This is a genomic window from Streptomyces sp. NPDC055287 (genome assembly GCF_053646035.1).
Genome location: NZ_JBSHNE010000005.1, coordinates 229,418 through 249,831, shown reverse-complemented (window position 1 = coordinate 249,831; position 20,414 = coordinate 229,418). Strand labels below are relative to the sequence as shown.

Sequence of the window (20,414 nt, the reverse complement as noted above, 5' to 3'; positions counted from 1 at the left end):
GACTCAAGGCGTACGGGCCCGTAGGGGCCGGCGGTTCCGGCGTCGAGTTTCCACAGGTAACACCGGAACCCTTGACGTCGCCGCCGGGCATTGTCACATTCATCAGTGTCAAGTTACGAACGCGTACCGCAACACGGGACGGACAGGTGGCATGGCCTCAGCAGCAGTCTCAGCAGTCTCTGCGTCGCAGCGCGAACTCACCGCCGAATTGCGGGGGTTCAGGGAGGTGCAGCGCCTCGCCTACGCCTGCGCGGAAGCCGTCGCGGCCCAGCTCAAGCCGGGGGTGACGGAGCGCGAGGCGGCGCGGATGCAGCGCGACTGGCTGCGCGAGCGCGGGGTGAACGACTGGTTCCATCTGCCGTTCGCCTGGTTCGGTGACCGTACGGCCTTCGTGAACTTCCGGGTGCCGCTGCAGTTCTTCCCGACGAACCGGCGGCTGGAGCCGGGGATGCCCTTCATCCTCGACATGGCCCCGGTCCACAAGGGCTTCACGTCCGACATCGGCTACTCGGGATGCCTGGGCCTCCATCCCGTGCACGACAAGCTCCTCGCCGATCTGGAACCGCACCGTGAGCTGATCCTGCGCGAGGTGCGCGAGCGACGGCCGCTGCGGGAGATCTACGAGGACGTCGAGCGGCTCATGACCCGCCAGGGATACGCCAACCGGCACCGCGCGTACCCCTTCGGCGTCATCGCCCACAAGGTCGACCGGGTCAAGGAGCGCCGCTGGTCGCCGCATCTCTTCGGGTTCGGCACCCAGTCGCTGAAAGGGCTGGCGAGCGACGCGCTGCACGGCCACCGCGACGGCTGGTCGCCGCTGTGGAGCCCGTACACCTTCTCCGACCACCCGCCCCAGCCGGGCCTGTGGGCGGTCGAACCGCACCTCGGATTCCGGGGGACGGGCGCCAAGTTCGAGGAGATTCTGGTCGTGACGGACTCCAAGGACGCCGAAGAGAGCGCGTTCTGGCTCGACGACGATCTGCCGCACGTGCGGCGCTGGGCAGAGGAGAAGTCGGCGTGAGTATCGAGCAGGCCACCGAGCGGTGGGTGCGTACGGGCGGAGTGGAGCTGTGCGTCGCCGAACTGGGCGACAGGGCGCGGCCGACCGTGCTGCTGGTGCACGGCTACCCGGACAGCAAGGAGGTGTGGGCCGAGGTCGCGTCCCGGCTCGCCGGGCAGTTCCACGTCGTGCTCTACGACGTACGCGGGCACGGCAGGTCGACCGCCCCCAAGCCGCTGCGCGGCGGCTTCACGCTGGAGAAGCTGACGGACGACTTCCTCGCCGTCGCGGACGCCGTCAGCCCGGACGAGCCGGTGCACCTGGTCGGGCACGACTGGGGGTCCGTCCAGGCCTGGGAGTTCGCCACGGTCAAGCGCACCGAGGGCAGGATCGCCTCCTTCACGTCGATGTCCGGACCCTCCCTGGACCACTTCGGGCACTGGATCAAGAAGCGCATGGCCCGGCCGACCCCCCGTAGGGCCGCCCAGCTGCTCGGCCAGGGCGCCAAGTCCTGGTACGTGTACATGCTGCACACCCCCGTGCTGCCGGAGCTGGCCTGGCGCGGACCACTCGGCAAGCAGTGGCCAAGGATCCTCCAGCGGGTGGAGAAGGTACCGGCCGGCGACTACCCGACGGCGTCACTCCCCCAGGACGCGGCCCACGGCGCCTGGCTCTACCGCGACAACGTCCGCGCCCGGCTGCGCAGGCCGCGCGCCGACGCGTACGCCCACGCACCCGTGCAGCTGATCACGCCCACCGGCGACATCTTCCTCTCGGAGCGGCTCTACGACGACCTGGAGCAGTGGGCGCCTCAGCTGGTGCGGCGCTCGCTGCCCGCCAAGCACTGGGTGCCGCGCACCAGGCCCGACCAGTTGGCGGCGTGGATCGGCGAGTTCGTCACGGCGAACGAGGACACTGCGGCCGGGGTGGCGCCCCGCGAGGCGGTGGCGAGCGGCCCGTACGCCGACCGGTTCGGCGGCCAGCTCGTCCTGGTGACGGGCGCGGCCAGCGGCATCGGCCGCGCCACGGCCTACGCGTTCGCCGAGGCCGGGGCGCGGATCGTGGCCGTGGACCGGGACGCGGAGGGGGCGGCCCGTACGGCGGAGATGGCGCGGCTGATCGGGGCTCCGAAGGCCTGGGCCGAGGTGGTCGACGTCGGGGACGAGCAGGCGATGGAGAAGCTCGCCGAGAAGGTCGCCGCCGAGTACGGAATCGTCGACGTCCTGGTGAACAACGCCGGGATCGGTCTGTCCGGCTCCTTCCTGGACACCACGTCCGAGGACTGGAAGAAGGTCCTCGACGTGAACCTGTGGGGCGTCATCCACGGCTGCCGCCTCTTCGGCAGGCAGATGGCCGACCGCGGCCAGGGCGGCCACATCGTCAACACCGCGTCGGCGGCGGCGTACCAGCCGTCGAAGGCATTGCCCGCCTACAGCACCTCGAAGGCGGCGGTGCTGATGCTGAGCGAGTGCCTGCGCGCGGAATTCGCCGGCCAGGGCATCGGGGTCAGCGCGATCTGCCCGGGACTCGTGAACACGAACATCACCTCGACCGCACGGTTCGCCGGGGTCCCGGCGGACGAGGAGAAGCGCAGGCAGCAGAAGTCCTCGCGCCTGTACGGGCTGCGCAACTACCCGCCGGAGAAGGTCGCCGACGCGGTCCTGAAGGCCGTCGTACGCAACCAGGCCCTCGTGCCGGTCACACCCGAGGCGCGCGGCGCCCACTTCCTGTCGCGCTTCGCGCCGAGGACCCTGCGCGCGATCGCCCGCCTGGATCCGCCGCTGTGAGCACCGACGAGCAGTACGCCATCGTCCCCCGCCGGGTCTCGTTCGACTGGCGCGATACGCCGCTGCACTGGATACCGGACGAGCCCACCGCCACGCACGTGATCAACGTCCTGCACCTGCTGCTGCCGGCGGGGGAGCGGTGGTTCGTCAGGGTCTTCAAGGAGGCGCTGCCGCTGGTCGGCGACCCCGAACTGCTCAAGGACGTCAAGGGCTTCATGGGGCAGGAGGCCACGCACAGCGTGCAGCACGCGTACGTGCTGAACCACCTGGCCGAGCAGAACCTGGACACCGGCCCGTACACCAAGCACGTGGACTTCCTCTTCGAGAAGCTCCTCGGTGAGGTTCCTCCCTTCGGGGCGCCGATACCGGCCCAGGAGTGGCTGCGCTTCCGGCTGTCGCTCATCGCCGCGATCGAGCAGTTCACCGCCGTCCTGGGCAACTGGGTGCTGCACGCGGAGGGCCTCGACCACGCCGACCCGGACGCGGTGATGCTCGACCTGCTGCGCTGGCACGGCGCCGAGGAGGTCGAGCACCGGGCCGTCGCCTTCGACATGTACCAGCACTGCGGGGGCACGGGGCTGCCCCGGTACGCCCGCCGCGTCGAGGGCATGGTGGTCGTCGCCCCGGTGCTGCTGTGGCTGTGGGCCTGGGGTGCGGCGTACCTGATACGCCACGACCCGCAGCTCGCCGGCCGGCTGCGGTACTCGCTGCGCGAGCACAACAGGGCGGTCGCCCAGGGGCTGCTTCCGACCTGGCGCGAGCTGGGCTCCGCGATACCGCGCTACTTCCGGCGGTCGTACCATCCCTCGCAGGAAGGCTCGCTGCGCAAGGCCGTCGAGTACCTCGCGACCTCGCCCGCGGCCCGCGCCGCGGCGGGGGCGGTGGGGCGGGCGGCGCTGTCATAGGTGAGACGGGCGAGGCGTGAGGGAGTGAGGGCGTGAGTGTGTCCGGGCAGCGGGCATCCGAGTACCGGATCGAGGACCTCGCGCACCTGAGCGGCGCCACGGTCCGTACGATCCGCGCCTACCAGGACCGCGGGCTGCTGCCCCGGCCGGAGCGGCGCGGGCGGTCCAATGTGTACGGGGACACGCACCTGGCCCGTCTCCACCAGATCGCCGGTCTCCTCGACCGCGGCTACACGCTGGCCAGCATCAAGGAACTTCTGGAGGCGTGGGACGCGGGGAAGGGGCTCGGAGGGGTGCTCGGGCTCGTCACCGAGGTCAGCGGTCCGTGGACCGACGAGGAGGCGGCCCGGATCTCACGGGCCGAGCTGGACGAGCGGTTCGGCGGACAGCCCGACGACGCGGCCGTCGACGAGGCGGTGGAGCTCGGGGTACTGGAGCGCGTTCGGGGCCGGGAGGACCAATTCCTGGTGCCCTCGCCGCAAGAACTGGCGGTGGCGGCCGAGTTGCACGCGGCGGGTGTGCCGCTGTCCGCAATCTCCGGTCATCTGCGGGAACTTCGGGGACATGTGGAGCACATTGCCGCGCGTTTCCTGGAGTTCACCACCGAGCACGTGTTCGCCCGCTACCTCGGCCACCGGCCGCCCACGGACGCGGACGCGGCGGAGGCGGCCACGCTGGTACGGCGCCTGCGGCCGCTCGCCCAGCAGACGGTCGACGCCGAACTGGCCCGCGCCATGCGGCTGTTCGCCACCCGCCACCTCCAGCAGCACCTCGGTGCGGCCACGCCGCCCGTAACACAGCCCGAGCAGACGACGGTGACGATCCCGGCGGAGACAATGCGCGCTGTTCACGCGCTGGTTGGACCGTCCAATGCGGCGGCGTTCATCGCCGCGGCGGCCGAACGAGAGGTGCACGCAAGAGCATTGGACAATCTTGCCGCAAATTATCAGATTTCAGGAGAGGTTGGTTAATCAGGCCGAATTCTCATGGAGGTTGTCCACAGAGCCGCCAAATCCCTTGTGGAAAAGTCGAGTTGGCTGTGGATCAAACCTGGTCGCCCAAATGAGTGGCGTGACGCTCGTCTCGCCGGGCACTCTGACGCGATGGACGAAAGACGCACCACAAAGGTGTCGAAGTACCTCGCGAAGCATCTGCGTCATCAGCCCGAGCGCATCGGGATCACGCTCGACGAGAACGGCTGGGTGGAGATCGACACCCTCCTGCGCGCCGCGGCCGCGCACGGCTTCCCGATCACCCGCGCCGAACTCGACCACGTCGTCGCCGCCAACGACAAACAGCGGTTCGCGGTCGACGGCCCCCTGATCCGCGCCAGCCAGGGGCACACCGTCCAGGTCGACCTCGGTCTCCCGGAGGCCGAGCCGCCGGCGTACCTCTACCACGGCACCGTCGCCCGCAGCCTCGACGCGATCCGGGCCGGAGGTCTGCGCGCCATGGCCCGCCACGACGTCCACCTGTCACCCGACCGCGAGACCGCCACCCGCGTCGGCGCCCGGCGCGGCCGACCTGTCGTCATCGCCGTGGATGCCGGGGCCATGCGTCGCGCGGGCCATGTGTTCCGGGTCAGCGCGAACGGCGTCTGGCTCACCGATTCCGTACCGCCTGCGTTCCTGCGCTTCCCCGAGTAAAGCGCCCGCCGGGTCCCGCGCCGATCGGCCCAGCCTCCCGCCGGCCGGCTCAGCACCTCGCCGAACGGCTCAGCCCAGCGTGAGCCGGCGCAGCCCGTGGCGCTCCGCCGCAGTGCGTTCGATCTCGGTCATCGGCAGCCGGCCGGTCGCCTTGCGCAGGAACGTCGTACGGTCCCAGCCCGCGCCCGACACCGTGACCGGCTTGTCGTACGGCCGCCCGTCGAGCAGCAGCCGCGCCACCACGTCCGCCGCCTCGCCGGTCGGCCACGGCGGGTGGCCGAGACCGGCGGCCACGTCGAAGCCGTGCACGCACACCTCGACGACGCGGGTGACGAGGAAGTCGGACAGCAGCATCGGATCACCGTGCCGGGTGCGGATCTGGCGCTCCACCGGCTCCTCGGCGCAGGCGGCGGCCACAGCCCGCCAGACGGCGTCGAAGTCCTCGGCGAGGGCCCGGCCGTCGTCGTACGCGGCCGCGGAGTCCTGAGCGGCCGCGACCCGCACGTCGTTGGTGCCCGGCGAGAAGCGGGCGTCCGGCGCGTAGTAACCGGCGGCCGTCACCAGCACACCCGAGGGCTCCGGCTCGGGTTGCGCCAGCATGTCGACCACCCGCCGGACGGCGGTCGTCAGGTGGGCGAACACCTCGCGCACGGTCCAGGGGTCGCACGGGCTCGGCCGGTCCCATTCCGCTTCCGGGATCGCGCCGGCCTTCTCGTACAGGCGCTGCGACTCGGCCCTGAAGGCCGCCAAGACCGTTTCCCCGTCCATACCGGCCAGCCTAGGCATGACGGATGATCTCCGGCCCGCAGAACCCGCGCTCCCGGCCGCGATCGTGGAACCGGGACGTCGGAGATCCATACCGCGCGGAACGAGAGCCGCCGCACCGAGGCTCAGGAATTGAGCTGAGCCAGCCCCTCCGTCGCGATCTGCTCGAAGACCTTCTCGTCAGCCGCGAAGTCCGAGTCGGCGATCGGCGCGTGCAGCACGATCTCGGTGAAACCGAGGGCGAAGTGCCGGCCGGCGAAGTCGACGAAGGCGTCGAGGGACTCCAGCGGGCCGCTCCGCTCCGGGGTGAAGCCGGTGAGCAGGATCTTGTCGAGCTCGCCGACATCTCTGCCGATCTCGGCGCAGGCGGCGCCCAGCTTGGCGATCTGGCCGCGGATGGCCTCCAGCGACTCATCGGGCGTACCCGACTCGAAGAGCTTCGGGTCGCCCGTGGTCACCCAGGCCTGGCCGTACCGGGCGGCGAGCTTCAGCCCGCGCGGGCCGGTCGCTGCGACGGCGAAGGGCAGCCGGGGCCCCTGGACGCAGCCGGGGATGTTGCGGGCCTCGTCGGCGGAGTAGTGGGTGCCCGTGTGGGTCACGGCGGGCTCGGTGAGCAGCCGGTCGAGGAGCGGCACGAACTCGCCGAACCGGTCGGCGCGCTCGCGCGGGGGCCAGGGCTCCTGGCCGAGCGCGGTGGCGTCCCACCCGTTGCCGCCGGCGCCGATGCCGAGCGTGACGCGCCCGCCGGACACGTCGTCCAGGGTGATGAGGTCCTTGGCGAGGGTCACGGGGTGCCGGAAGTTCGGCGAGGTGACGAGGGTGCCCAGCCGCATGCGCGAGGTCGCGCCGGCAGCGGCGGTCAGGGTCGGCACGGCGCCGAACCACGGGCCGTCGCGGAAGGTCCGCCAGGACAGGTGGTCGTAGGTGTACGCGGTGTGGAAGCCGAGCTGCTCGGCCCGCTGCCAGGCGTCACGGCCGCCCTGCGACCAACGGCGGATGGGAAGTATCACGGTACTCAAGCGCATCCCACGACCCTACGCCGGACGCGGCCGGGACCGGCGGGGACCCGGGGCGGCCGGAGCGGGCACCGGAGCGCGTACCGCAACGGGTATCTGAGCACGGACCGGGAGTACGCTCCGGGCCCCGCTGCGTGCGGATCTCAGATGTGCGCCCCTTCGCACGCCCGTGCATTCCATACGGGAAGATGGATCCGTGACCTCAGCGACCGACCCTCAGCAGGCTCGGCCGGCCCCGGCCGGCACCATCACCCCGCGGCTGATCGCGACCGACCTGGACGGCACGCTGTTGCGTGACGACAAGTCCGTGTCGGACCGTACGATCGCCGCGCTCGCCGCCGCCGAACGGGCCGGCATCGAGGTCTTCTTCGTCACCGGCCGCCCGGCCCGCTGGATGGACGTCGTCAGCGACCACGTCCACGGCCACGGCCTGGCGATCTGCGCCAACGGCGCCGCCGTGGTCGACCTGCACGCGGGCGGCAAGCTGATCCAGGTCCGCCCCCTGGCCCGCGAGGACGCCCTCGCCGTCGTCCTGGCGCTGCGCGCCGCCGCGCCCGGCACGTCCTTCGCGGTCGAGCTCGCCACCGGCATCCACTACGAGCCGGACTACCCGCCCTTCCACCTCGACCCGGGCGCGACCGTGGCCACGGCCGAGAAGCTCCTGTCGGAGCCGACCCCCGGCTCGGGGGCCCCGGTCGTCAAACTGCTCGCCCACCACGCCGAGCTGATGCCCGACGACTTCCTCACCCTGGCCCGCGCGACCACGGGCGACCGCGCGTCCGTCACCCGGTCCAGCCCGACCGCCCTGCTGGAGATCAGCGGCTACGGCGTGTCCAAGGCCAGCACGCTGGCGCAGTGCTGTGCGGAGCGCGGCATCGCACCCGCCGAGGTCGTGGCCTTCGGGGACATGCCGAACGACGTGGAGATGCTGGCCTGGGCGGGCACCTCGTACGCGATGGGCAACGCGCACCCGGACGTGGTGGCCGCGGCGTCCGGCCGTACGGTCGCGAACAACGACGACGGCGTCGCAGTGGTCATCGAGCGAATCCTGGCCGCCCTGTAGCCGACACCGGGGGCGGGACCTGCCTCGGGGCGGGACGGGCTTCGAGCGGCGGGACCGGCCTCCGGAGGGCGGGACCGGCCCCGGAGCCCTCAGAAACCCGCCCCCCGCTCGCGCATCCAGGGCGCCGGATCGATCCCCGACCCCAGGTGGGGAGTGAGCCGTACCTCGAAGTGCAGATGCGGCCCCGAGGAGTTGCCGGTGGTGCCGGCCTGCCCGATCCACTGGCCGGTACGCACCCGCTCCCCCTGGTCGACCATGACACCGGCCAGGTGGGCGTACTGCGAGTAGTAGCCGTCCGGGTGCCCGACGACCACCTCGATGCCGAAACCGCCGCCGCAGGACACCGAGACGACACGCCCCTCACCGATGGCCCGTACCGGTGCGCCGATGTCCACGGCGAAGTCCTGGCCGGTGTGCCGGCTCGTCCAGCGCGTGCCCTCACCGCCGAAGCCCGCGGACAGCTCGTACTCCTCGACAGGCGTCACCCACGGGCGCGTCGTGGGCGGTGTCTCCTCTTCCAGGCGTACGGCGCCCGCGCAGCGCCCCGCCGCGACGCTGCGGTCGGCCTCGCCCTGGAGTTTCCACCGGGCGTCCTCGAGCTTTGCCGTGATGGCCTGCTTGATCGACGCGAGCTGCTCCGTGCGGGCGTCGAGGTCGAGCCAGGCAGCGCTCGCCAGCCGTCCGTCCTGGGCGAGCCTGCGCTCGGCGCGCTCCGCCCGGTCCAGCATCCGGGACACGGCCAGCTCGGCCTGCCAGGCGAGGCGGTGTCCGTCCAGCAGCTCCTGCGGGTCGTCCGCGAGCAGCAGCTTCGCGGTGTACGCGATCCCTCCGCCGCCGGCCCGGTACTGGGCGCGCGCCACCCGGCCCACGTCCCCGCGCAGCGTCTCGATCTCGTTCCGCTCCTGCGTGAGCAGCCGCTCCAGGCGCAGAGCCTTCGCCAGCTGCTTCTGCGCCTCGCGCCTGCCCTGCTCGTACGTCTCGGACGCCTCGGCGGCCTCTTCGTGCAGCCGCGCCACCTCGCCGCCGATGGCGGGCCCGTCGGGCGAGACGTCACCGGCGGGAACGGCCGACGCGGTGAACGGTGCGGGAGCTGCGGCGGAGACGGAGGCGGGAGCGGCGAGTACGGCTGCGGCGGAAGCTGCTGCGGCAGGCGCGGGGAGGCACAGCAGCACGCACAGAACCGGCACGAGGAGCCGCGGGCAGGGTCCGAGGTGCATCCACGGATCGTGTCCCGCTCACCCCCCGATCGCGTGCACCCAGGTCGCACCACCGGGGTGTCGACCCGCCATCCGGCCTACCCGGGCGCCCGCGGAGGTGCTTCGGCCACGCCCCCGGTGCTTCCTACAGCGGTGCCTCCCACACCACCGTCGTGCCCCCGCCGTCGTCACCGAGCCCCGGCCCGCAACGGCTCGTACCGCCCAGCGACTCGGCCCGCCGCTTGAGGTTGCGCAGCCCGCTGCGCCGGCCGCCCGCCGGAATGCCCGTCCCGTCGTCGGCGACCGAGAGCCGCACCCCACGGCTCCCGTCGGGCATCTCGGCGGTGGCGTCGACGACGACTTCGATACGGGAGGCCCGCGCGTGCCGGAAGGCGTTGGACAGCGCCTCGCGCAGCGCGGCGATCAGGTTCTTGCCGGTGAGCTCGCCGACGAGTGAGTCCACCGGGCCGACGAATTGGTGCCCGGGCTTGAATCCCAGGGGCACGGCCGCCATGTTGATCTCCCGCAGTACGCGCGTACGCAGCCCCGAAGGCGCCTCGGCCGGGCCCTGCTGGAGCGCGAAGATGGCCGTACGGATCTCCTGGATCGTCACGTCCAGCTCGTCGACCGCCCTGCCCACCCCCGTCCGCACCTCGGGGACGACGGTCCTGCGCCGGGCGCTCTCCAGCATCAGACCGGTGGCGAACAGCCGCTGGATGACGAGGTCGTGGAGGTCGCGGGCGATACGGTCGCGGTCCTCGTACACCGCGAGCCGCTCCCGGTCGCGCTGGGTCTCCGCCATGATCAGCGCCAGCGCGGCCTGCGAGGCGAACTGCGTGGCCAGCGTCCGTTCCGTCTCGGTGAACGGTTTCGCGTCCCGAGCGCGGGGAGTGGCGAGGGCGCCCAGCACCCGGCCACCGCTGCGCAGCGGCAGCAGCATCATCGGCCCGTACAGCCGCGCCAGCCGTGTGACCATGCGCGGGTCGCTCGCCGAGTCGCCGATGAACACCGCTTCGCCGGCGAGGAGCCGGGCGGCCACCGGGCTGTCCGGCGGGATGACCACGCCGAGCGAATCGGACGGGTCGTCGGCCGAGACGGCGACGATCTCCAGGCCGCCTTCCTCGGCGGGCAGGAGCACTATCCCGGCGGCCGATCCGGCGAGGCGGCGGGCCTGTTCCGCGACGACGGTGAGCGCCTCGTCCGCGTCGCCGCCCGACAGGAGCGCGGTGGTGACGGCGACGGACCCGTCGATCCACCGCTCGCGCTGCCGCGCCGCCTCGTACAGCCGGGCGTTGCCGATGGCGATCCCGGCCTCGGTGGCGAGCACCCGGACCATGTGCAGGTCGTAGGTGTTGAACGAGCCCCCTCCGTGCTTCTCCGCGAGGTAGAGGTTGCCGAAGATCTCGCCCTGGACGCGGATGGGGACACCCAGGAAAGACCGCATCGTGGGGTGGTGGTCGGGAAATCCGGCGAAGCGCGGATCGGCGGTCAGATCGCCGAGCCGCACAGGCCCGGGGTCCGTGACGAGTGCGCCCAGCAGCCCGTGGTGGCCGTCGGGCACCCGCCCGATCCGCGCGGTCTGCTCCTCGGTCATGCCGTACGTCACGAAGTCGGAGAGGCCGTCGCGCTCTTCGTCGACGACGCCGATCGCCGCGTACCTGGCGTCGGCGAGCTCCGCGGCGGTTTCGCAGATCCGGTCCAGGGTGGAGTGCAGCTCGAGACCGGTCCCGACGGACCGCATGGCCTCCAGCAGCTGGGGTACGCGCGCCGTGAGTTCGGTGGACAGGCCCCGCAGGCTGCGGGCGGCCTGCGTGGCGGCTTCGAGGTGGTCACTCGGGTCCGGCACGTCCTGCACTGGCATGCCCCGAGCCTAATAAGCCCCATTTCAAGGCGAAAGTCGGGCATCGGATCTTTCGGCCCCTCGGGGCATTGCGCTTCGGCCCTTCAGGGCGGCGCGCGTTTCGGCCCTTCAGGGCGTTGCGAGCGGTTCGGCCTCCAGCTCCCGCTCCCGCATCCGCCGCAGCGGGCCCTCGGCCACCACGAGCTCCGCGTACGGGCCACGCTGTACGGCGCGCCCGTCGTCCAGCACGATCACCTCGTCCACGGCGTCCAGGCCCTGGAGCCGGTGTGTGATGATCAGCGTCGTACGGCCCTCCGTAGCCTTCAGCAGGTCGGCCGTCAGAGCGTCCGCCGTGGCGAGGTCGAGGTGCTCGGCCGGCTCGTCGAGTACGAGCACGGGGAAGTCCGCCAGGAGGGCGCGGGCCAGCGCGAGGCGCTGGCGCTGGCCTCCGGAGAGGCGGGCGCCGTGTTCGCCGACCATCGTGTCGAGCCCGTTGGGCAGCGCGTCGACCCAGGTCAGCAGCCGGGCGGCGGCAAGGGCCTCCCTCAGCTCCGCCTCGGTCGCGGCGGTCCTGGCCAGCCTCAGGTTCTCCCGTACGGAGCTGTCGAAGATGTGCGCGTCCTGCGCGCACAGGCCGACAAGGCTTCGTACGTCGTCGCCGTCGAGTTCGGCGGCGGCCGTACCGCCGAGCGTGTACGTCCCCGCTCGCGCGTCCAGGAAGCGCAGCAGCACCTGGGCGAGCGTTGTCTTCCCGGCGCCGGACGAGCCCACGACGGCGACGCGCCGCCCGGCCTCCAGGGTCAGGTCGAAGCCGGCCACGGCGTCCCTCACCTGCCCCGCGTACCGGGCGCTCAGCCCGCGTACCTCCAGCGGGAACGGCGACGCCGGGCGGGCGGCGGGCGTCCTCGGCTCACGCACCGGTACCGGCGCGTCCAGCACCTCGTACACGCGCTCCGCGCTGCGCTTGACGCGCTGGCGGTACTGCACGGCGAGCGGAAGTCCGGTGACGGCTTCGAAGGCGGCCAGCGGGGTCAGTACGACCACGGCCAGCGTCACCCCCGACAGCCGCCCCTCGTGCGCGGCCTGCACCCCGGCGAGCGCGGCGAGGACGACGGTCAGCCCGCAGGCCAGGGAGGAGAGCCCGCCGCCGAGGGCGGTGGCGGTCGCGCCCCGCGAGGCGATCCGCGTCAGCACCCCGTCGGCCTCCCGGACGCCTTCCGTACGACGCTTCAGCGCGCCGGTGACGGTGAGTTCGGCCGTACCGCCGAGCAGGTCGGCGATCCGCGTGGCCAGCACCCCGCGCGCGGGCGCCAGCTGCCGTTCGGCCCGCCGGGCACACGCCCCGCTCAGCCACGGCACGCCGATGCCGGCGACGAGCAGGCCGGCGGCCAGTACGGCCCCGGCCTCGGGCAGCAGCCAAGCGGTGAACCCGACGGAGCCGGCGCCCACGAGTACGGCGCTGCCGACGGGCAGCAGCCACCGCAGCCAGTAGTCCTGCAACGCGTCCACATCGGCGACGAGCCGGGACAGCAGATCCCCGCGCCGGGCCTCGCGCAGCCCGGCGGGCGTGATCCGCTCCAGCCGCCGGTACACGGCGACGCGCATCTCGGCGAGCATCCGCAGCACGGCGTCGTGCGCCACGAGCCGCTCGGCGTACCGGAAGACGGCGCGCCCGATGCCGAACGCACGGGTCGCGGTGACGGCGACCATCAGATAGAGCACCGGAGGCTGCTCCGAGGCACGCGAGATCAGCCATCCGGACACGGCCATGAGCCCCACGGCCGAACCGAGCGCGAGGCTCCCGAGCACCCACGCAAGCCCCAGCCGCCCCCGCAGCTCTCCGGCGGCTTCCCGGACCCGGCCCAGCACCCCACGCCCACCGTGACCGCTCGCGCCCCCGGCCGCCCCCACCGGCCCGGCCGGGGCAGCGGAGTCCACAGCCGTCGCCGCGCCGCCCCGGACCACAGAGTCCGCACGCGCCACCAGACCGGCGCCGGCCACCGAGTCAACGGGGGTCCCCGCGGCGCCGGCCGGCCCGCCTCCCACGGGCGCGTCGGTGGGAGACGCAGTCGCCCCGAAGGGCCGCACGTCCTCCACGCCACTGTCCGCACCGGTCACGCGCCCCGCAGCGGCCACAGGACGCCCGTCGACCAGCGCCGGAGCAACGAGCGAGCGGGCGGGTGCCCCTGCCGCCCCTGACGGACGCACCGCCCCCGCAATCGCTCCGCCCGGCCGGCGCACCAGCTCCACCACCCGGTCCGCCACGGCCAGCAGCGCCGGCCGGTGCACGACCAGGACCACCGTGCGCCCCGCCGCCAGCCTCCGAACCGCGTCGACGATCCCCGCTTCCGTCTCGCCGTCCAGGTTCGCCGTCGGCTCGTCCAGCAGCAGCAGCGGCCGGTCGGCGAGGAACGCCCGGGCCAGGGCGAGCCGTTGCCGCTGCCCGGCCGACAGCCCCGCGCCGTCCTCACCCAGCCGTGTCTCGGCCCCCTGGGGGAGCGCGGCGACGAAGTCGTGCGCCCCGGCGTCCCGCAAAGCCGCCGCCACCGCCGCCGCGTCCGCGTCCGGCCGCGCCAGCCGTACGTTCTCCGCGACCGTCCCCGCGAACAGATACGGCCGCTGCGGGACCCACGCGATCCGCTCCCGCCACCGCTCCATCGACACGGTCGCGAGGTCCACCGCGCCCGGCCCGTCGCCGACGAGCACGCGCCCCTCGTCCACCGGGGCGAACCCGAGCAGGACGTTCAGCAGCGTGCTCTTCCCGACCCCGCTCGGCCCGACGACAGCGACCGTCTCGCCTTCGCCGACGACCAGCGACGCCGAGTCCAGCGACGCCTCGGTCCGCCCCGCGTGGCGGACCGTCACCTCCTCGACCCGCAGCGGCCCTGCGGGCGCGTCCGCGCGACCCGCGGGCCTCAGCGGCTCCGTCTCCAGTACGTCGAAGATCTCCTGCGCGGCGGCCAGCCCCTCCGCCGCCGCGTGGTACTGCGCCCCGACCTGCCGCAGCGGCAGATACGCCTCGGGCGCCAGTACGAGAATCACCAGCCCCGTGTACAGATCCAGGTCACCGTGCACGAGCCGCATGCCAATGCCCACCGCGACCAGCGCCACCGACAGCGTCGCCAGCAGCTCCAGCGCGAACGACGACAGGAACGCGATGCGCAGCGTGCGCAGGGTGGCCTGCCGGTACTCGGCCGTGATCGACCGGATGGACTCGGCCTGCGCCTTGGCCCGCCCGAACACCTTGAGGGTCGGCAGTCCGGCTACGACGTCCAGGAAGTGCCCGGACAGCCGCGACAGCAACTTCCACTGCCGGTCCATCCGCGCCTGGGTGGCCCACCCGATCAGGATCATGAAGAGCGGAATGAGCGGCAGCGTCCCCACGATGACCGCCGCCGAGACCCAGTCCTCGGTCACGATCCGCGCGAGCACGGCCACCGGCACGACGATCGCGAGGCCCAGCTGCGGCAAGTACCGCGAGAAGTAGTCGTCCAGTGCGTCGACGCCCCGCGTCGCCAGCGCCACCAGCGAGCCCGCCCGCTGCCCGGTCAGCCACCCGGGCCCGAGCGCGACGGCCCGCTCGAGCAGCCGCCCCCGCAGCTCCGACTTCACCGCCGCGCTCGCGCGGTGCGCGGCGAGCTCGGTGAGCCAGGCCACCAGCGCGCGGCCCAGCGCGACCGCGGCCAGAAGCGCCAGCGGGGTACGCAACTCCGAGCCGTCCAGCCCCCGCTGGAACGCCCCCACCACCACCTCGGCGATGAGCATGGCCTGGGCGACGACCAGGCCCGCCCCGGCCAGCCCGAGGAGCACCACCGCCCCCAGGAAGAGGCGGGTGGCGCGGGCGTACCGGAGCAGGCGCGGGTCGATCGGTTTCACGTGAAACATCCCCCACTAGTGCGCATCGGCGATGTGCTGCGTGCCGATCCGCTTACGGAACACCCAGTACGTCCAGCCCTGGTACAGCAGCACCACCGGCATCGCGATCCCCGCGCACCAGGTCATGATCTTCAAGGTGTACGGCGTGGACGAAGCGTTGGTGACCGTGAGGCTCCACGCGTCGTTCAGCGAGGACGGCATGACGTTCGGGAACAGCGTCAGGAAGAGCATCGCAACCGCCGCCACGATGGTCACCCCCGAAAGCCCGAACGCCCACCCTTCGCGCCCGGCCACCGTGAACCCGATCGCGGCGACCAGCGCGGCCACGGCCACGGCCATCGCGACGAGGCTCGCCGTGTCGCCGTTCTCTGCCTGGGTCCAGCCCAGGAAGGCAACGGCCAGCACCCCGGTGACGACCCCGAGCTTGAGCGCCAGCTTCCGCGCCCGCTCCCGGATGTCGCCGAGCGTCTTCAGCCCCGCGAACACGGCGCCGTGGAAGGTGAAGAGCGTCAGGGTGACGAGTCCGCCCAGCAGCGCGTATGGGTTGAGCAGGTCGCCCAGCGTGCCGACGTACTCCATCCCCGCGTCGATCTTCACGCCGCGCACGATGTTGCCGAAGGCGACGCCCCACAGGAACGCGGGCAGCAGCGAGGTCCAGAAGATCGCGTGCTCCCAGTTGGTCTGCCAGCGCTCCCCGGTCCGCTTGACCCGGTACTCGAACGCGACTCCGCGCACGATCAGGCAGAGCAGGATCAGCAGCAGCGGCAGGTAGAACCCGGAGAAGAGCGTGGCGTACCACTCGGGGAAGGCGGCGAAGGTCGCGCCGCCGGCGCTCAGCAGCCACACCTCGTTCCCGTCCCAGACGGGTCCGATGGTGTTGATGAGGACCCGCTTCTCCTTGCGGTCACGGGCCAGCACCTTCGTCAGGACACCGATTCCGAAGTCGAAGCCCTCCAGGAAGAAGTAGCCGGTCCACAGAACGGCGATGAGTACGAACCAGACGTCGTGGAGTTCCATACCTCAGCTCCTCAGTCCTCAGTACGAGAAGGCCATCGGCCGGTCGGCGTCCGTGTGGTCGCCGCCGATCTTGGTGGGCGGGTTGAGGTCGGCCTCCGTGAGTTCGGGCGGTCCGGCCTTGACGTACTTCACGAGGAGCTTGACCTCGATGACGGCGAGGATCGCGTAGAGCAGCGTGAAGGCGGTCATCGAGGCGATGACCTCGCCCTGCGAGACGCCGGGGGAGACCGCGTCGCTGGTGCGCAGCACGCCGTACACGACCCAGGGCTGGCGGCCCATCTCGGTGAAGATCCAGCCCCACGAGCTGGCGATCAGCGGGAAGCCCATGGTCCAGAGCGAGACGATCCAATACCACTTGGTGAACTTCGCGCTGAGCGGCTTGCTCTTGAAGAGCACCAGATTCGGCACTTCGTCGTCGCCGGTCCGCAGCGCCGCAGGCAGCATGAACTTCTTGCGCGTCAGCCACAGGCCGAGCATGCCGAGCGAGAAGGACGCCATGCCGAAGCCGATCATCCAGCGGAAGCCCCAGTACGCGACGGGGATGTTCGGCCGGTAGTCGCCGGGCCCGAACTTCTCCTGCTCGGACTTGTTGACGTCGTTGATGCCGGGGACGTACGAGGAGAAGTCGTCGTTGGCGAGGAAGGACAGCAGGCCCGGGATCTCGACGGCGACCGTGTTGTGCCCCTTGTCGACGTCTCCGTACGCGAAGATCGAGAACGGCGCCGGCGCCTCGCCGTCCCACAGCGCCTCGGCGGCGGCCATCTTCATCGGCTGCTGCTTGAACATGACCTTGCCGAGCAGGTCACCGCTCACGGCGGTGAGCATGCCGGCGATCACGACGGTGATCAGCCCGAGCCGCAGCGACGTGCGCATCACCGGGACATGCTTCTTGCGCGCCAGGTGGAAGGCGGCGATGCCGACCATGAAGGCGCCGCCGACGAGGAACGCGGCCGTGATGGTGTGGAAGAACTGGGTGAGCGCGGTGTCCTGAGTGAGGACGCGCCAGAAGTCGGTGAGCTCGGCCCGGCCGCGCTCCTCGTTGATGCGGTAGCCGACCGGGTGCTGCATCCAGGAGTTGGCCGCCAGGATGAAGTACGCGGACAGGACCGTGCCGATCGAGACCATCCACATGCAGGCCAGGTGGATCTTCTTCGGCAGCTTGTCCCAGCCGAAGATCCACAGCCCGATGAAGGTGGACTCGAAGAAGAAGGCGATCAGCGCCTCGAAGGCCAGCGGCGCCCCGAAAACGTCCCCCACGAAGCGCGAGTAGTCGGACCAGTTCATGCCGAACTGGAACTCCTGGACGATGCCGGTGACGACACCCATCGCGATGTTGATCAAGAACAGCTTGCCCCAGAACTTCGTGGCCCTGAGGTAGTTCTCCTTCTGCGTTCGCACCCAGGCGGTCTCCAGCCCCGCGGTGAGCGCGGCCAGCGAGATCGTCAGGGGGACGAAAAGGAAGTGATAGACGGTGGTGATGCCGAACTGCCATCGCGCGAGAGTCTCCGGCGCCAGCGCTAGGTCCACGTCGCCTTCTCCTTCGTATCGCATCGGAGCTTGGTGAGCTTGTGAACGCGTTCACATTCACAAGCACCAGTATGGCGCACACGGTTTTCGCGACATCCAGCCGGGGGGTACAACTGCGCCCTCGGACACCTCCGTAAAGGCGCACGAGGGCACAGGAAAGCAAGGAAGAGCGGCGACGCGGCCACCACAACCAAGGCGGAGCGCGCAGGCCGGGCAGAGGCGTGTGACTTACAGCTCCTTGAAGAACGCCGCCGCGGTGTGCAGGAAGATGTCGTTGGCCTCGTCCTCACCGATCGTGACGCGCAGCCCCTCACCCGCGAAGGGCCGCACGACGACGCCGGCCTTCTCGCAGGCCGCCGCGAAGTCGGCCGTACGCTCCCCGAGCCGCATCCAGACGAAGTTCGCCTGCGTGTCCGGCACGTTCCAGCCCTGCTCGACCAGCGCGTCGTACACCCGCTTGCGCTCACAGACCAGCGAGCCGACCCGGCCGAGCAGCTCGTCCTCGGCCCGCAGCGAGGCGACCGCCGCGTCCTGCGCCAGCTGGCTCACGCCGAACGGCACCGCCGTCTTGCGCAGCGCCGCCGCCACCGGCTCGTGCGCCACGGCGAACCCGACCCGCAGCCCGGCCAGCCCGTACGCCTTGGAGAAGGTACGCAGCACCGCCACGTTCGGGCGGCTGCGGTAGAGCTCGATGCCGTCCGGCACGTCCTCATCGCGCACGAACTCCCGGTACGCCTCGTCCAGCACCACCAGAACGTCGGCGGGCACCCGGTCCAGGAAGCGCTCAAGCTCGGCCCTGCGCACCGCCGTGCCGGTCGGGTTGTTCGGGTTGCAGACGAAGATCAGCCGGGTCCGCTCGGTGATCGCGTCGGCCATCGCGTCCAGATCGTGCACGTCCCCGTCGGTCAGCGGAACCTCCACCGCCGTGGCGCCACTGATCCGCGTGATGATCGGGTACGCCTCGAAGGACCGCCAGGCGTAGATCACCTCGTCGCCTGGCCCCGAGGTCGCCTGGAGCAGCGACTGCGCCACTCCGACGGATCCCGTACCGGTCGCGATGTGCGACACGGGCACCCCGAACCGGTTCGCGAGCTCGTTCATCAGCCCGGTGCAGGCCATGTCCGGGTAACGGTTGAAGTTCCCGGCCGCGGAGATCACGCCCTCCAGCACACCGGGCAGCGGCGGATAGGGGTTCTCGTTGGAGGACAGCTTGTACGCCACCGGTCCCCCGGCGGCGGCGGGCTTCCCCGGCTTGTAAGTGGGAATGCCTTCCAGCACCGCGCGCAGTTTGGGGCTCGTCTCGCTCACTTCGGGTCCTCCTCGACCGTACGTACCGCCAATGCTGCTCACCTTATGAGGATTGCGCACCCGTGCGAATGGCGGGCGCACGGAATGGGGGGAGCGCTCCCCGGCCGGGCGCGCGCCGGTGGCTCACTCCGTGGCGCGCGTCCCTCGTGAAGGTGAGTTGAGACCTCTTCGAGACATAGACCACTGGGCAGGACTGTGCCGGTCGACAAGCGTGACTGACCGACCGAATTCCCCAACTGCCTTATATTCCAAGGCCATTGGGGTGATTTAGCCTTGCAGAAACGTGCCTGTCAACGAGTGCATATGCATCCGCCCTAACCACCCGCCCGAGCCCTACTATCGGCTCGCCATGACAGCAGCAGGGAAGCATCAGGTGAGCCGGACGGAAACCCCCCGGCGGAGCACCCGGCCAGGACGAGCGGGCATTCGGGACGTCGCCGCCGCAGCCGGTGTCTCCATCACGACGGTCTCGGACGCGCTCAACGGCAAGGGCCGGCTCCCGGACGCCACCCGAAGCCACGTTCGCGAGGTCGCCGAGAGACTGGGTTACCGCCCGTCCGCGGCCGCCAGAACCCTCCGTACCGGCAAGTCGGGCCTCATCGGCCTGACCGTGACCACGTACGGGGATGAACCTTTCACCTTCACCGAATTCGCGTACTTCGCCGAGATGGCGAGAGCGGCGACCTCCGCAGCCCTCGCCCGGGGGTACGCCCTAGTCATCCTTCCCGCCACCTCCCGGCACGACGTCTGGTCGAACGTCGCCCTCGACGGCACCGTCGTCATCGACCCGTCCGACCAGGACGCGGTCGTCACCGAGCTCGTACGCCAGGGCCTTCCCGTCGTCTCCGACGGCCGGCCTGCCGGCACCCTGCCCGTGACCGCCTGGGTCGACAACGACCACGAAGCCGCGGTCCTCGACCTGCTCGACCACCTCGCCGACGCCGGAGCCCGCCGCATCGGGCTGCTCACCGGCAACACCACCGACACGTACACCCGCCTGTCCACCGACGCGTACCTGCGCTGGTGCGAGCGCGTCGGCCAGGACCCGGTCTACGAGTCCTATCCCGCGCACGACCCGTGCGCCGGCGCCGTCGCAGCCGACCGGCTGCTCGCCCGCCCCGACCGGCCCGACGCCGTGTACGGACTCTTCGACCCCAACGGCACCGACCTGCTCGCCGCCGCCCGCCGCTACGGCCTGCGCGTACCCGAGGACCTGCTGCTCGTCTGCTGCAGCGAATCGACCGTGTACGCCGCCACCGAACCGCCCATCACCACGCTCTCGCTGAAGCCGCGCCGCATCGGCACAGCCGTGGTCCAGCTCCTCATCGACGCCATCGAGGGCATCAATACCGACAGTCCCGTCGAACAGGTGATACCGACCGAACTCATCGTCCGGACGTCTTCCCAGCGCCGGCCGCCACGCACCACGGTGAGCCCGCCGCGCTCACCTGCCGGGGACTGACCTCCC

At 71.5% G+C, this 20,414-nt stretch carries 15 protein-coding genes; 7 read left to right on the top strand and 8 right to left on the bottom strand.

The features are described from left to right. Positions 1-151 precede the first annotated feature (151 nt). The 5 genes from ACWIHY_RS11105 (at position 152) to ACWIHY_RS11085 (ending at position 5,338) form a co-directional block, all read left to right on the top strand. Entirely contained in the window at positions 152-1,021 is an 870-nt protein-coding gene (locus ACWIHY_RS11105; protein ID WP_454375347.1) for a M24 family metallopeptidase, read from the top strand. After that, complete coding sequence (locus tag ACWIHY_RS11100; RefSeq protein WP_454375346.1) at positions 1,018-2,787, top strand: SDR family oxidoreductase; 1,770 nt, start codon at positions 1,018-1,020, stop codon at positions 2,785-2,787. Before ACWIHY_RS11105 ends, ACWIHY_RS11100 begins: the two co-directional genes overlap by 4 nt. Next, positions 2,784-3,692 carry a metal-dependent hydrolase gene (locus ACWIHY_RS11095; protein ID WP_454375345.1) on the top strand — a complete coding sequence of 303 codons (909 nt, stop codon included), beginning with the start codon at positions 2,784-2,786 and terminating at the stop codon, positions 3,690-3,692. The genes ACWIHY_RS11100 and ACWIHY_RS11095 overlap by 4 nt, the downstream gene beginning before the upstream one ends. Before the next feature lie 38 nt (positions 3,693-3,730). After that, on the top strand, positions 3,731-4,663 hold the full coding sequence (locus ACWIHY_RS11090; RefSeq protein ID WP_454375475.1) for a MerR family transcriptional regulator: 933 nt from the start codon (positions 3,731-3,733) through the stop codon (positions 4,661-4,663). 132 nt (positions 4,664-4,795) lie between these two features. Further along, positions 4,796-5,338, top strand: coding sequence for an RNA 2'-phosphotransferase (locus tag ACWIHY_RS11085; protein WP_454375344.1), 543 nt, complete (start codon positions 4,796-4,798; stop codon positions 5,336-5,338). Positions 5,339-5,407: 69 nt separating this feature from the next. Here ACWIHY_RS11085 and ACWIHY_RS11080 read toward each other — a convergent pair whose 3' ends face one another. Both ACWIHY_RS11080 and ACWIHY_RS11075 read right to left on the bottom strand, forming a co-directional pair. Further along, on the bottom strand, positions 5,408-6,106 hold the full coding sequence (locus ACWIHY_RS11080; protein WP_454375343.1) for a maleylpyruvate isomerase N-terminal domain-containing protein: 699 nt from the start codon (positions 6,104-6,106) through the stop codon (positions 5,408-5,410). A 122-nt stretch (positions 6,107-6,228) separates the two neighbouring features. Beyond that, positions 6,229-7,128: an LLM class flavin-dependent oxidoreductase gene (locus ACWIHY_RS11075; RefSeq protein WP_454375342.1), complete on the bottom strand. Its 900-nt coding sequence runs from the start codon at positions 7,126-7,128 to the stop codon at positions 6,229-6,231. Positions 7,129-7,315: 187 nt separating this feature from the next. On the opposite strand from ACWIHY_RS11075, the gene ACWIHY_RS11070 reads away from it, so the two are divergent. Continuing rightward, positions 7,316-8,182: an HAD family hydrolase gene (locus ACWIHY_RS11070; protein ID WP_454375341.1), complete on the top strand. Its 867-nt coding sequence runs from the start codon at positions 7,316-7,318 to the stop codon at positions 8,180-8,182. A gap of 89 nt (positions 8,183-8,271) precedes the next feature. Here ACWIHY_RS11070 and ACWIHY_RS11065 read toward each other — a convergent pair whose 3' ends face one another. From ACWIHY_RS11065 to hisC, 6 genes are all read right to left on the bottom strand, one after another. Further along, positions 8,272-9,399 (bottom strand): peptidoglycan DD-metalloendopeptidase family protein, encoded by a 1,128-nt coding sequence (locus ACWIHY_RS11065; protein WP_454375340.1) that lies wholly within the window; start codon positions 9,397-9,399, stop codon positions 8,272-8,274. 124 nt (positions 9,400-9,523) lie between these two features. Next, positions 9,524-11,239 carry a sensor histidine kinase gene (locus ACWIHY_RS11060; protein WP_454375339.1) on the bottom strand — a complete coding sequence of 572 codons (1,716 nt, stop codon included), beginning with the start codon at positions 11,237-11,239 and terminating at the stop codon, positions 9,524-9,526. Positions 11,240-11,347: 108 nt separating this feature from the next. Beyond that, positions 11,348-15,094, bottom strand: coding sequence for a thiol reductant ABC exporter subunit CydD (gene cydD / locus ACWIHY_RS11055; protein ID WP_454375338.1), 3,747 nt, complete (start codon positions 15,092-15,094; stop codon positions 11,348-11,350). A 15-nt stretch (positions 15,095-15,109) separates the two neighbouring features. Continuing rightward, complete coding sequence (gene cydB / locus ACWIHY_RS11050; protein ID WP_454375337.1) at positions 15,110-16,111, bottom strand: cytochrome d ubiquinol oxidase subunit II; 1,002 nt, start codon at positions 16,109-16,111, stop codon at positions 15,110-15,112. Between the two features lie 18 nt (positions 16,112-16,129). After that, on the bottom strand, positions 16,130-17,638 hold the full coding sequence (locus ACWIHY_RS11045; RefSeq protein WP_454375336.1) for a cytochrome ubiquinol oxidase subunit I: 1,509 nt from the start codon (positions 17,636-17,638) through the stop codon (positions 16,130-16,132). Between the two features lie 228 nt (positions 17,639-17,866). Further along, complete coding sequence (gene hisC / locus ACWIHY_RS11040; RefSeq protein WP_454375335.1) at positions 17,867-18,946, bottom strand: histidinol-phosphate transaminase; 1,080 nt, start codon at positions 18,944-18,946, stop codon at positions 17,867-17,869. A gap of 349 nt (positions 18,947-19,295) precedes the next feature. On the opposite strand from hisC, the gene ACWIHY_RS11035 reads away from it, so the two are divergent. After that, positions 19,296-20,408 carry a LacI family DNA-binding transcriptional regulator gene (locus ACWIHY_RS11035; protein WP_214974229.1) on the top strand — a complete coding sequence of 371 codons (1,113 nt, stop codon included), beginning with the start codon at positions 19,296-19,298 and terminating at the stop codon, positions 20,406-20,408. Positions 20,409-20,414 lie beyond the last annotated feature (6 nt).

Coding starts and splice junctions, on each gene's coding strand:
- ACWIHY_RS11105 (WP_454375347.1), top strand. CDS start 152: ATGGCCTCAGCAGCAGTCTCAGCAGTCTCTGCGTCGCAGCGCGAACTC.
- ACWIHY_RS11085 (WP_454375344.1), top strand. CDS start 4,796: ATGGACGAAAGACGCACCACAAAGGTGTCGAAGTACCTCGCGAAGCAT.
- ACWIHY_RS11080 (WP_454375343.1), bottom strand. CDS start 6,106: ATGGACGGGGAAACGGTCTTGGCGGCCTTCAGGGCCGAGTCGCAGCGC.
- ACWIHY_RS11075 (WP_454375342.1), bottom strand. CDS start 7,128: ATGCGCTTGAGTACCGTGATACTTCCCATCCGCCGTTGGTCGCAGGGC.
- ACWIHY_RS11065 (WP_454375340.1), bottom strand. CDS start 9,399: ATGCACCTCGGACCCTGCCCGCGGCTCCTCGTGCCGGTTCTGTGCGTG.
- ACWIHY_RS11060 (WP_454375339.1), bottom strand. CDS start 11,239: ATGCCAGTGCAGGACGTGCCGGACCCGAGTGACCACCTCGAAGCCGCC.
- cydB (WP_454375337.1), bottom strand. CDS start 16,111: ATGGAACTCCACGACGTCTGGTTCGTACTCATCGCCGTTCTGTGGACC.
- ACWIHY_RS11035 (WP_214974229.1), top strand. CDS start 19,296: ATGACAGCAGCAGGGAAGCATCAGGTGAGCCGGACGGAAACCCCCCGG.